The organism is Rhodopseudomonas sp. AAP120, assembly GCF_001295845.1.
Taxonomy (GTDB): domain Bacteria; phylum Pseudomonadota; class Alphaproteobacteria; order Rhizobiales; family Xanthobacteraceae; genus Rhodopseudomonas.
In genome coordinates this window covers 24,495-36,541 of record NZ_LJIC01000206.1, presented here as the reverse complement: position 1 = coordinate 36,541, position 12,047 = coordinate 24,495, and the positions used below count along the sequence as shown (strand labels likewise).

General features: G+C 66.4%; 10 protein-coding genes. 1 reads left to right on the top strand and 9 read right to left on the bottom strand.

Annotated elements, in window-relative coordinates; genetic code table 11:
- Window positions 1-326: 326 nt before the first annotated feature.
- The 3 genes from IP86_RS26770 to IP86_RS26760 are packed head-to-tail and all read right to left on the bottom strand — an operon-like array spanning window position 327 to window position 5,274.
- Window positions 327-1,442, bottom strand: a complete 1,116-nt coding sequence (locus IP86_RS26770; protein WP_054165496.1) for an ABC transporter permease — start codon at window positions 1,440-1,442, stop codon at window positions 327-329.
- 2 nt (window positions 1,443-1,444) lie between these two features.
- Window positions 1,445-4,207 (bottom strand): ribosome-associated ATPase/putative transporter RbbA, encoded by a 2,763-nt coding sequence (rbbA, locus tag IP86_RS26765; RefSeq protein ID WP_054165492.1) that lies wholly within the window; start codon window positions 4,205-4,207, stop codon window positions 1,445-1,447.
- On the bottom strand, window positions 4,204-5,274 hold the full coding sequence (locus tag IP86_RS26760) for an HlyD family secretion protein (protein ID WP_054165495.1): 1,071 nt from the start codon (window positions 5,272-5,274) through the stop codon (window positions 4,204-4,206). Before IP86_RS26760 ends, rbbA begins: the two co-directional genes overlap by 4 nt.
- A gap of 198 nt (window positions 5,275-5,472) precedes the next feature.
- Here IP86_RS26760 and IP86_RS26755 point away from each other — a divergent pair, with 198 nt between their 5' ends.
- Complete coding sequence (locus IP86_RS26755) at window positions 5,473-6,078, top strand: TetR/AcrR family transcriptional regulator (RefSeq protein WP_245290748.1); 606 nt, start codon at window positions 5,473-5,475, stop codon at window positions 6,076-6,078.
- 5 nt (window positions 6,079-6,083) lie between these two features.
- On the opposite strand, the gene IP86_RS26750 is transcribed toward IP86_RS26755, so the two are convergent.
- The 6 genes from IP86_RS26750 to IP86_RS26725 are packed head-to-tail and all read right to left on the bottom strand — an operon-like array spanning window position 6,084 to window position 12,014.
- The gene (locus tag IP86_RS26750) at window positions 6,084-6,908 is read right to left on the bottom strand and encodes a phosphodiesterase (RefSeq protein ID WP_054165491.1); all 825 of its coding nucleotides are present in this window, start codon (window positions 6,906-6,908) and stop codon (window positions 6,084-6,086) included.
- Window positions 6,905-7,726, bottom strand: coding sequence for a phosphodiesterase (locus tag IP86_RS26745; protein WP_054165490.1), 822 nt, complete (start codon window positions 7,724-7,726; stop codon window positions 6,905-6,907). Before IP86_RS26745 ends, IP86_RS26750 begins: the two co-directional genes overlap by 4 nt.
- A gap of 56 nt (window positions 7,727-7,782) precedes the next feature.
- Entirely contained in the window at window positions 7,783-9,063 is a 1,281-nt protein-coding gene (locus IP86_RS26740) for an ABC transporter substrate-binding protein (protein WP_054165489.1), read from the bottom strand.
- A 26-nt stretch (window positions 9,064-9,089) separates the two neighbouring features.
- Window positions 9,090-9,926 (bottom strand): carbohydrate ABC transporter permease, encoded by an 837-nt coding sequence (locus tag IP86_RS26735; RefSeq protein WP_054165488.1) that lies wholly within the window; start codon window positions 9,924-9,926, stop codon window positions 9,090-9,092.
- A complete protein-coding gene (locus tag IP86_RS26730; RefSeq protein ID WP_054165487.1) occupies window positions 9,923-10,867 on the bottom strand; it encodes a carbohydrate ABC transporter permease in 945 nt (314 codons plus the stop codon). Before IP86_RS26730 ends, IP86_RS26735 begins: the two co-directional genes overlap by 4 nt.
- Window positions 10,860-12,014, bottom strand: coding sequence for an ABC transporter ATP-binding protein (locus IP86_RS26725; RefSeq protein WP_054165486.1), 1,155 nt, complete (start codon window positions 12,012-12,014; stop codon window positions 10,860-10,862). Before IP86_RS26725 ends, IP86_RS26730 begins: the two co-directional genes overlap by 8 nt.
- Window positions 12,015-12,047: the final 33 nt, after the last annotated feature.

The following is a 12,047-nucleotide window of genomic DNA, read 5'->3' as shown; positions in this document are numbered from 1 at the left end:
TGTGCCCGCGTCGCCCTCACCCCAACCCTCTCCCGCAAGCGGGAGAGGGAGCGCGCTGCGGTTTGGGGCGGCCGAGTTGGGAAACGATTGCCGCCGATACTCATCAACCTCAAGCTCGGCGTCTCGGCCCCCCTCCCCCTTGCGGGGAGGGGTCGGGGGTGGGGGTCCCCAGACACTGCGCCGGCGAGGCTCCCAAAACACTGTGCCCGCGTTGCCCTCACCCCAGCCCTCTCCCGCAAGCGGGAGAGGGAGCGCGCTGCGGCGGGGGGAGGCAATCGGGTCTACATGAGAGGGAACCGGACTCGCACGACGACGACCTCCGCCTCTCACGCGTTCAGGAATCGCCGGAAGTGATTGAGCGCGAGGGCGAACAGGGTGGTGCCGATCACCAGCAGGGCGAGGAATTGCGGCCAGACCACGTCGAGGCCGGCGCCGCGGAACAGGATCGCCTGGGACAGCGACACGAAGTGCGTATTCGGCGCCAGCAGCATGATGTCCTGGATGATCTGCGGCATGCTTTCGCGCGGGGTGAGACCGCCGGACAGCGCCTGCAGCGGCACCAGGATCAGCATCATCAGCAGACCGAATTGCGGCATCGTGCCGGCGGCGGTGGCGAGATAGATGCCCATGCTGGTGGTGGCGAACAGATGCAGCGCGGTGCCGAGCAGGAACAGCAGCATCGAGCCCTGCACCGGCACGCTCAGTACGCCCTGGATCACCACCGCCAGCGCGAAGGCGGAGGCGAGCAGCACCACGCCGCCCATCGACCACACCTTGCTGATCATGATCTCGAGCGGCGTCACCGGCATCACCAGCAGATGCTCGATGGTGCCGTGCTCGCGCTCGCGGATCAACGCCGCGCCCGTCAGGATGATCGACAGCATGGTGATGGCGGTGATCAGTTCGTTGACGGCGCCGAACCAGCCTTTGTTGAGCTCGGCGTTGAAGCGCACGCGCAACGTCTGCTCGACCGGGACCGAGGTCGCGGCGCGGTGCCGCGCCAGAAACTCGTTGATCTCGCCGGTGACGATGGTCTGCACATAGCCGCCGCCGGTGAACGCCTGCGTCATGCGGGTGGCGTCGATATTGAGCTGGATGGTCGGCGATCGCTTGGCCAACAGGTCGCGCTGGAAGTCCGGCGGGATGTCGAGCGCGAAGGTGTCGAGCCCGGCGTCCATCCGCTTGTCCATCTCGGCCTGGGTGATCAGCTTGGGAATCGAGAAATACGGCGGATTGAACGCCGTGATGATCCGTTCCGACACCGGCGAGCGGTCCTCGTCGACGATCGAGATCGCGGCGTGGTTGAGCGTCTCCGGCAGCGCCTTGGATTCGATGTAGATCGAGGCCGTGAAGGCGTAGACGATCAGCACCATCAGCATCGGATCGCGCAGCAGGCCGCGCAGTTCCTTGACGCCGAGCTGAACGATGTTGGAGATCCGCACGGTCACTTCGCCTGTTTCTTGAGGAGCGCCGCGCCGGCGCCGAGCAGCAGCGGCACGGTGATCAGCAGCGGCACGATCGACGACCACATGTCGGCGAAGCCGAGCCCCTTGGAGAAGGCACCGCGCGAGATGTTGACGAAGTACGTGGTCGGATACAGCGTGCCCACCACCGCGCCGAAGCCCTGCAGCGACGACACCGGGTCGATCAGCCCGGAGAACTGCAGCGCCGGGATCAGCGTCAGCAGCGCGGTGCCGAAGATCGCGGCGATCTGGCTCTGCATGAAGGTGGAGAGCACCAGGCCGAGGCCGGTGGCGATGATGACGTAGAGCAGCGCGCCGGTGCCGAAGGCCAGGAAGCTGCCGGTGAACGGCACCTGGAAGATGAAGATCGCGAACGCCGTGAGCAACACGCAATTCACCATCGCCAGCACCACATAGGGCAACTGCTTGCCGATCAGGAATTCCAGCCGCGTGGTCGGCGTTGCGTAGAAGTTGATGATCGAGCCGAGCTCCTTCTCGCGCACCACGCTGAGCACCGCCAGCATCGCCGGGATCATCAGCAGCAGCAGCGGAATCACCGCCGGCGCCATCGCCACCAGGCTCTTGATCCCCGGATTGTAGCGATAGCGCATCGCGATCTGGAAGCTGCCGGCGACCGCGGCGTCGCCGTAGAGTTCGCGCGCCTTCTGGCTCAGCCAGGCCAGATGCATCGCCTGCGCGTAGCCGCGCGCGGTCTCGGCCCGCGCCGGCATGCCGCCGTCGATCCAGGTGCCGATCTCGACCGGGCGACCGTGCGACACGTCGCGGCCGAAGCCGGGCGGGATCTCGATCGCCATAGTCAGCTCGCCGCTACGCATCCGCCGGTCCAAATCGGCGTAGTCGGTGATCGGCCGCTGCTCGGCAAAGTAGCGCGAACCGGCGATGTTGAGGATGTAGTCGCGGCTGATCGTGGTGTCGTCGCGGTCGAGCGCCGCGAAGGTCAGCTTCTCGACGTCGAGATTGATGCCATAGCCGAGCACGAACATCAGCACCACGCTGCCGAGCAGCGCCATGGTGGCGCGGATCGGATCGCGCCGCAGCTCCAGCGCCTCGCGCCGCGTATAGGCGAACATCCGCCGCGGATCGAACCAGGTGCGCATCGACGCGCGCGGAGGTTTCTTGTCTTCGATCGCGGTTGCGGCGGCAGCGACGGACGCCGGCTTCGCCTGAGCGCCGATCGCATCTTCCAGATAGGCGATGAACGCGGTCTCGAGATTGGCGGCCTTGCGGCTCTCGACGATGGCGCGCGGCGAGTCGCTGATCAGCACGCGGCCGGCATGCATCAGCGAGATGCGGTCGCAGCGCTCGGCCTCGTTCATGAAATGCGTCGAGACGAAGATGGTGACGTTGTCGTTGCGCGACAGGTCCGAGAGGATCTGCCAGAAGCCGTCGCGCGCCACCGGATCGACGCCGGAAGTCGGCTCGTCGAGAATCAGGATGCCGGGCGAATGGATCATCGCCACCGCCAGCGAGAGCCGCTGCCTGATGCCGAGCGGCAGTTCGTCCGGTAGCTTGTCGATGATCTCGGTGAGGTCGAACCGCCGCACCATCTCGGCGATGCGCGGCTCGATCGTCTCCGGCTCCATCCGGAACAACTTCGCGTGGAGTTCGAGATTCTGCCTGACGGTGAGTTCGCTGTAGAGCGAGAACGCCTGCGACATGTAGCCGACGCGGCGGCGCACCGACATGTCGTTCGGATCGACCTCGTTGCCGAACAGCCGCGCCTTGCCCTCGGTCGCTGCTAACAGTCCGGTCAGCATCTTCATCGTGGTGGTCTTGCCGCAGCCGTTGGAGCCGAGGAAGCCGAAGATCTCGCCCTGCTCGATCCGGAACGACACGTCGTCGACCGCGGTGAAGTCGCCGAACTTCATCGTGAGATGCTCGGCCTCGATCGCAACCTCGGACTGACCCGTATTGCGCGGCGGAATCACCACCTCGGAATAGCCGCGGCGCTCGTCTTCGGGCAGCAGGGCGATGAACGCGGCGTCGAGCGTGCTGCCTTGAGTTTGCCTCAACAATTCCGCGGGCGGCGCCTGGGCCAGCACGCGCCCGGCATTCATCGCCACCAGATGGTCGAAGCGCTCCGCCTCCTCCATGTAGGCGGTCGCCACAACGACGCTCATACCGGGGCGCTGCGCCCTGATATCGTTGATCAATTCCCAGAACTGCCGGCGCGACAGCGGATCGACGCCGGTGGTCGGCTCGTCCAGGATCAAGAGGTCCGGATCGTGGATCAGCGCGCAGCACAGCCCGAGCTTCTGCTTCATGCCGCCCGAGAGCTTGCCCGCCGGCCGCTCCGCGAACGCCGAAAGCCCCGTGCTTTCAAGTAGTTCGGCAATCCGCTGGACGCGCTCGGCATGCCCCTGGCCGAACAATCGGCCGAAGAAGTCGACGTTCTCGAACACCGACAGCGTCGGATACAGGTTCTTGCCAAGCCCTTGCGGCATATAGGCAATCCGAGGGCACGAGTCGCGGCGATGCTTCGGATCGGCGATATCGCCACCAAAGACCTCGACGCGGCCCTGCTGAACCGCCCGCGCGCCCGAGATCAGTGATAACAGGCTCGACTTGCCGACGCCGTCGGGACCGATGAGTCCGATCATGCAGCCGGACGGCAGATCCAGCGTGATATTATCGAGCGCCAGCGTCTTGCCGTAGCGCAGCGACACGCCTTTGAGGCGGACGATCGGCGCAGGCGTCGCGAGGCCCGCCGCGGGGTCGCTCATTGCACCGGCGCTCCGCTGACTTTGGCGGGCCATTGCGCTTTGGGATCAAGCTGGACATACGCGACACCCGGCAGGCCGGTCTTGACCATCGCGATGTATTTGCGCAGCAATTCCTGCGGGATGTGCGCCTTGACGCGGAACATCAGCTTCTGGCGCTCCTCCTCGGTCTCCACCGTCTTGGGCGTGAACTGCGCGGTGTCGGCCACGAAGGTCGCCTTCGCCGGGATCACCACATCGGGCAGCGCATCGAGCACCAAGCGCACATCGGCACCGATCGCGACCTGGCCAGCCTGCGCGGTCGGCAGGAAGAAGGTCATGTAGACGTCGCTGAGGTCGACGAGGTTGAGCACGCGGCCGCCGGCAGCGAGCACTTCGCCGGGCTGCGCGACGCGATACTGCACCCGGCCGTCGCGCGGCGATTTCAGCGTGCTGTCATTGATCTCCACCGTGATGCTGTCGATCGCCGCCTTGGCCGCGTCGACGGCGGCGCCGGCATCGACGACCTGCGCCTTCGCGGCGCTGATCGCAGCCTCGGTTGCGGCGAGCTGCGCCTTGGCGGCCGCGACCGCGGCCTTGGCGCCTTGCTCGTTGGCGCGGTCGTCGTCGAGCACCTGCTGCGACACCGCATTGGTCTTGATCAGCGTCTCGGCGCGCGCCAGCCGGCGCTCCAGCGCGTCGAGCTGCGCGTCGCGCTGCGCCACTACGGCGATCGCCGCCTCGCGCTCGGCGTCGCGCTGAGTAACCAGGCTGGTCGCGGTCTGCACGCCGATCGTTGCGCGGCGCAACTGCGCCTCGGCCTGACGGCGCTGCGCTTCGAGCTGATCGGTGTCCATCCGCGCCAGCACCTGCCCGGCGGTGACGAAATCGCCTTCGCGCACCAGGATCTCTCGGATACGTCCGGCCGCCTTGGTCGAGATGTCGATCTCGGTGGCTTCGATCCGGCCGTTGCCGCTGGCGATTCCCGGCGGCAGCGCCTTCGTCCCGAAGGTGCGCCACGCGACGTATCCGCCGCCCGCCACCGCCACCACGGCGACAATCATCACCCAACGCTTCCAGTCCGTCGCCATCGACACGCTCTCCAGTCGGCGCCGCTTCGCGGGGACGCGACCGACCGCATCCTCGACACCGGCATGTGGCCCGACTTTGCAGCGCCACGCGGCCGACACCTTGAGGGAGATCAACAGCGGTTGATCACGGTGGCGTTAGCTGTGTCCCACATGCATCAGAGCTGCTCCGCTTAGTTGTCTCAACGCAGGACCTCGCCCTTGAACAACAACGTCATTGCGCGCGAGACGCCACCCGCCAAGATCACGACGCGCGACCGAATTCTCGAGGCCGCCATTCTGCGGTTCGCCCGGCAGTCCTACGAGGCGACCGGGCTGCGTGACATCGCCGCTGATGTCGACGTCGACGTCGCCTACGTGCACCGCTGCTTCGGCTCGAAGGAACGGCTGTTCGCCGCCGCCGTCGAAGCGACACTGAAGCCGGAGCTGTTGCTGAGCGGCACCGCCGCAGACCTCGCCGCGACGCTGGCGCACGAATTGTTTCATCACGCCGAAGGCTACGGTCCGCACGACGTCCGGCCGCTCGACATCGTGATCCATTCGCTGTCGAGCGCGGACGCGTCCCGCGTGTTGCGGGACGTGGTGGCGCGCAGCTTCATCGAGCCGCTCGCCGCCAAGCTCGGCCACGCCGACGCGCTCAACGCCTCGCTGATCACGGCACTACTCGCCGGCACCGGTATCCTGCGCACGGTGCTCGGCATCGCGCCGCTGCAGGAGACGGAGGGCGGCCGGCTCGAAGCGATGATGACGGCGGCGCTCGCCGGCATCATCGCCAGCGCCGACGTCACGGCCGACTCGGGCGCATAACCGGTTCAGAACTCCGCGCGGTCCAGCGCGGCCTTGTCGTGCAGCGAGAACAGCGGCCCGTCGTACAGGAACGAGCGCTGGTGGATGACGATGCGGTCGCCCTCGACGCTGACATGCGCATAGTCCGGCGGCTCGTGCGAACCGGGGATATGGCCCTCCGTCACCAGATCAAACGCGACCTGATGGGCGAGCGCGCGCTGAATGTGGAACGGAATGCCGCGCCAGACGCCGGCGATCGGCCGGTGCAGATGCCCCATGAACAGATAGTCCGGCCGGCGGGTGCGGGCGATCACCTCCCACTCGGCCTCCGGATTGGCGAGCCGGATCGTATCCATGTAGCGCAGCCCGGTGTCGAACGGCGGGTGATGCTGGAACAACAGCAGCGGCCGATCGGCCGGCGCTGAGGTCAATGCCTGTTTGAGAAACGCCAGCCGCGCATCGCACAACAGACCCGCATGATCGGGCGCGTCCTCGTTCAACGTATCGAGCGTCACGATGGTGGCGGCGTCGAACACCTGCATGGTCTGCACGAAACCGTTCGGGTCGCGCGGCACGCCGGGGAAGTAACGGGCAAAGCCATCGCGCTTGTCGTGATTGCCCATCAGCAGGAAGGTCGGCGCGTTCAGTTCGCCCAGCACCTCGGCGAGCGCCTGATAGGCCGGATCTTCGCCCCAATGCGCCAGATCGCCGGTGACCATTACGAAGGCGATGTCGGGATGATCGCGGTTGATGCAGGCGATCGCGGCGCGCAGCCGTGCCGCGGGATCAAGGCCGTAGATGCGCCGGCCGCGGGCGATAAAATGGGTATCGGTGAGAACCACGAATTTCATCGCACCATGGTCTCCCGATCCCACGCGGTGTAGTCAGGCGAGCCTTCGACCCGGATCGGCCCGTCATAGCCGAACTCGACCATGTGCACGGTGATGTAATCGTCGCCGACGAAGGCGACGCCGTAGGATTCCGGCAGGTCGGAAGCGCTCAGCATCACCGTCTCGGAGAACAGCGGATACGACGCATGGTTGGTGCCGCGCAGCGACGAGGTTGGCACGCCGGCGACCGAGCCAGCGAGCGGCAGATGGCAATGGCCAAAGAAAACGTGGCGGATGCGATTACGATGCGCACCGATGAGCCGGCGGAACGCCACGTCGTCGAGCAGCCGGATCTGGTCCATCGGGCCGAGATGAGTCGGCACCGGGTTGTGATGCATGAACAGCAGGAACGGCCCCGGATGCTCGTCGAGCTGCCGCGCCAGCCAGCCGAGCCGGGCGTCGCAATAGCGGCCCGCATGGGTGTTGGGCTCGACCGTGTCGAGCAACAGACAGCGCGCGGCCGAGGCATCGTGACTACCCTGGACGAAGCCGCCATCTGCGCATTCGGGAAACACGCTCAGGAAGACGTCGCGGCGATCGTGATTGCCGATGCACAGCCGGGTCGGGATCGGAAATTCGCCGAGCCGCTGCTTCAGCCAGACATAGTCCTCGCGATCGCCCCAGTCGGACAGATCGCCGGTGATCACCATCAGCTCGGCGTCGTGATGGTCGCGCAGCACATGCGTCAGCGCGCGCTCGAAATTGCGCCGCGGATCGCGGCCGCCGATGGTCTTACCTGGCGTGGTGAGATGGATGTCGCTGAGCTGGATCAGTTTCATGATGGTCTCCGATGAGATGCGGAGCGGTCGCCCGCTCCGCATCTTTGCGTTGTTGCTCAGCGGGCCGCGCCGACGGTCTTCGGCAGCATCTTCTGGACGTCCTTGGTCATGTCGGCGAGCACCGCCTCCGGCTCCTTGGCGCGGGCGCCGGAGACGATCGAATTGAGGTGGTCCTTGATGACGTCGGTGATCTTCAGGCCGTTGTCGCCCGGGAACGCGTACCACTTGGTCAGCAGGCCGAGCTGGCTGACGGCCGTGTAGTTGTTCGGGTTCTTGGCGTAGAAGTCCTTCAGATAAACGTCGTTGGCGACCTTGTTGGGCGGCATGTAGCCGGTGGTCTCCGCCATGATGGCGGCGCCCTTCGGGCCGGTCCAGAACTTCACCACTTCCCAGGCGGCGTCGCGCTTGGCCTTGTCCTTGGCGGTGATCAGCACGACGTTGCCGCCGGCCGGCAGCCGGCCGTTCGGCTGCGCCACGTCCGGGAACGCGATGGTCTTCAGCGTGAATTTGCCGCCGATCATCTGGGTGGTCTTGTTGAGATCGGAGGTCGAGGTGATGTGGATGCCGGTCTTGCCCGCCGCGAAGGTCGCGCGCATCGACGGCTGATCGAGATTCGGCATGCCGCCTTCGGTGACAAGCCGCGCGATCTGCTTGATGGCGAACTGGCCTTCGGGGCCGTCGAACGCCACCTTGGTTTCATCCGCGTTCAGCATGGTGCCGCCGCGGGCGAACACCGGCGCCTGCCACAGCCAGTTGCCGGTGATGTCCCAGGCGTAAGTGATGCCGTTGAGGTCCGGACCGAGCGCCTTGACCTTCTTGGCGAGGTCGATCAGGCCGTCCCAGCTATTGGGCAGATTGTTCGGGTCGCCGCCGGCCTGCTTCACCAGATCGACATTAACGTAGACGATCGGCAGCGAGATCGCGAACGGCAGCGCATAGACTTTGCCGCCGGCGGTGCCGATGTCGTACATCGCCTGATGGAAGCCCTGCTTGTCGAAATCCTTCTCGGCCGCGATGTAGCCATCGAGCGGCGCCGGGATGTTCTTGTCGACCAGCACGCGGATGCGGTTCAGGCCCTGGAAGGTGACGTCGGGCAGCTGATTGGTCACCGCCTCGCGCAGCACCTTCTGGGTGCCTTCCTCGTACGACTCATAGGGCGCCCGCAGCGTGACCTTGATCTCCGGATGCACCTTGGCGAATTCCGCCGCGATCTGCTTATGGGTCTCGCTGAACAGCTCGGGATACGGATATTGCAGCACCACTTCGGTCTGGGTCTGGGCCTGGGCCATGCCTGCGGCCAGCGACATCGCCGCCGCCATCATCCAGCTTCGCAACATTTTGGTTCTCCTTGTGTGAGAGGACGTCATTTCAATCCGGTGAGGGTGATGCCTTCGATGAAGCGGCGCTGCGCCAGCAGGAACGCAATCACCAACGGCGCGATGATCACCAGCGCGGCCGCCATCAGCGGGCCGTAACTGGTGCCGGCCTCCGCATTGCGGAAATGCGCGACCGCAAGCGGCGGCGTGTAGTAGGTCTGGCTGTTGAGCACGATCAGCGGCCAGAAATAATCGTTCCAGTGCGCCACCACCGAGAAGATGCCGAAGGCGGTGACGGCCGGGATAGCGGCCGGCAGCATCACGCGCCAGACGATGCCGAACTCCGAGATGCCGTCCATCCGCGCGGCGTCGATCAGATCGTCCGGCACGGTCTTGAAGAACTGCCGCATCAGGAAGATGCCGAACACCGAGATGGTGAACGGCAGCACCAACGCCGCGTAGCTGTCGAGCGCACCGAGCTTGTGCAGCAGCAGGAACACCGGGATCGCGGTGGCCTGCGGCGGAATCAGGATGCCGAACAGCACCAGTGCGAACAGCGTGCCGCGTCCGAGGAAGCGCAGCTTGGCGAGCGCATAGGCGGCCGGCAGCGCGATCAGGATCTGCAGCGCGAAGATCGACACGGTGACGATCAGGCCGTTGAGTAGGAAGCGCCACAGATCGGCCTTGGCGAACGCCTCCTGCAGATTCTCCCACAGCGCGAAGTGATGCGGGATCAGATGCAGCTCGCTGGAATAGATCTCGTCGGCCGGCTTCGATGCGGTCGACAGCATCCAGATGAACGGCGCCAGCACCACCAGCGCGCCGGCGAGCAGCACGGCGTGGCGCAGCAGCGGCCACGGGCTCAGTTTGATCGCGCGGCTCATGTGTAATGTACCTGACGAGCGGTGAGCCGGGCTTTGACCAAGGTCAGCGCCAGCACGAACACGAGGAACACCACGGTCAGCGCCGCGGCGTAGCCGGAGCGGAAGAACTCGAAGCCTTCCATGTACATGGTGTGGATCAGCACCTCGGTGGCCTTGGATGGGCCGCCTTTGGTCAGCACGTGCACGGTGTCGAACACCTGGAAGGAGCGGATGCCGGTGATCACCACGACGAACACCGTGACCGGCCCGAGCAGCGGCCAGGTCACCAGCCGGAACTGCGACCAGGCGCTGCCGGCGCCGTCGATCTCGGCGGCGTCGTAGAGCGACTTCGGGATCGAGACGAGGCCGGCGAGGAACAGCACCATGTTGAAGCCGAGCGCCTGCCAGACGCCGATCACGCACAGCGACAGCAGCGCCGTGCTGCGTTCCTGTAGCCAGCCATGCGCCGGCAGGCCGACGCTGCGCAGCAGGCCGTTCACCAGGCCGAACTGCGGATGCAGCATGAACTCCCAGACGATCGCCATCGCGATCAGCGTCGCCATCACCGGCAGGAAGTACACGGTGCGATAGAACGCCCGCAGTCCGGTGCCGCTCTGGATCAGCAGCGCGACGCCGAGGCCGAGCACGACCGAGCCCGGCACCACGACCACCACATAGGTCAGCGTGTTGGTGAGCGAGATCCAGAACGTCCTGTCGGCGAACATGTCCTGATAGTTGGCGAGACCGATCCAGGCGAAGGACGGCGCGCCGAGCTGATAGTCGGTGAAAGACAGCGCGATGACGCCGAGCAGCGGCCCGATCAGCATCAGCAGCATCAGCACGAAGGCCGGGCCAACCAACGCATAGGCGGACGCGCCGCGCCGTCGCTGCGGCTTTCGTGCGCCCGCAGCCGCGGGGCGCGGCAGGGCGAGCGCGCCGGGCGTGAGGACCGCGTCAGACACCGGCCACCTCCAGCGTGCGCAGCACCGCCGACGCCGCGTGGGTTTCGATCCGCTTGCCGCCGGCATCGAACAGCCGCACCGCATCCGGCGCGAAGCCGAAACGCAGCGCACTGCCGAGCATCGGCAGCTCGCGCACGTCGCCGATCCGCGCCAGCAGCGGCGTGGTGAGGCCGTCGACGCCGATATGCACGAACGCCTCGGCGCCCATGTTCTCGACATGTACGACATGCCCGGCGAACGGCCCCGATCCGACCTGGATGCGCTCCGGCCGCACGCCGGTCCGGCACGGCTGCGCGATTCCCTTGGTGGCGATGCCGATTCGCTGCCCCAGCGTCTCGACCGCGCCGTCGCTGCGGATCTGGCCGGGCAGCACGTTGATCTTCGGACTGCCGACGAATTCGGCGACGCGGATGTCGCGCGGGTTGTCGTAGACCTCGGCGGGGCGGCCGACCTGCACCAGCTCGCCGCCGATCATCACCGCGATCCGGCCCGACATCGTCATCGCCTCGGCCTGATCGTGGGTGACGTAGATGAAGGTCGCCTGCAGCCGGCGATGCAGCTGCGCGATCTCGGCCCGCATATGCACCCGCAGCTTGGCGTCGAGATTCGACAGCGGCTCGTCGAACAGGAACGCCACCGGGCGCCGCACGATGGCGCGGCCGACCGCGACGCGCTGGCGCTGGCCGCCGGAGAGCTGGCCGGGCTTGCGCTTGAGGAATGGCGTGAGCTCGAGCTGCGCCGCGACGTGCTCGACCTCCTGCCGGATCTCGCGTTCGACGCGGGTGCGGTTCGGCAGCAGCCGGCCGAGCGCCGGCAGCCGCTCCAGCGTGGTCAGCCGCTTCATCCGCAGCGGCACCGCGATGTTGTCGAACACGCTGAGGTGCGGATAGAGCGCGTAGGATTGAAACACCATGGCCAGATTGCGCTGGCTCGGCCGCACGCCGTCGACCGGCTCGCCGCCGATCCGCACTTCGCCGGAGCCCTGCGGCTCGAGACCGGCGATGATGCGCAGCAGGGTCGACTTGCCGCAGCCCGACGGGCCGACCAGCGAGACGAACTCGCCGTCCTCGATCGCCAGATCGACGCCCTTCAGCACGTCGGTGCCGTCGAAGGATTTGCGGATCCCGCTGAGCTCAATTGTCGCCATGCCGCCTGCTCCCTCACCTGCGATCCATACGCA

Bases quoted from the DNA above. Each gene is read 5' to 3' on its own strand.
- rbbA (WP_054165492.1), bottom strand. From the start codon at position 4,207: ATGAGCGACCCCGCGGCGGGCCTCGCGACGCCTGCGCCGATCGTCCGC.
- IP86_RS26760 (WP_054165495.1), bottom strand. From the start codon at position 5,274: ATGGCGACGGACTGGAAGCGTTGGGTGATGATTGTCGCCGTGGTGGCG.
- IP86_RS26750 (WP_054165491.1), bottom strand. From the start codon at position 6,908: ATGAAATTCGTGGTTCTCACCGATACCCATTTTATCGCCCGCGGCCGG.
- IP86_RS26745 (WP_054165490.1), bottom strand. From the start codon at position 7,726: ATGAAACTGATCCAGCTCAGCGACATCCATCTCACCACGCCAGGTAAG.
- IP86_RS26740 (WP_054165489.1), bottom strand. From the start codon at position 9,063: ATGTTGCGAAGCTGGATGATGGCGGCGGCGATGTCGCTGGCCGCAGGC.
- IP86_RS26735 (WP_054165488.1), bottom strand. From the start codon at position 9,926: ATGAGCCGCGCGATCAAACTGAGCCCGTGGCCGCTGCTGCGCCACGCC.
- IP86_RS26725 (WP_054165486.1), bottom strand. From the start codon at position 12,014: ATGGCGACAATTGAGCTCAGCGGGATCCGCAAATCCTTCGACGGCACC.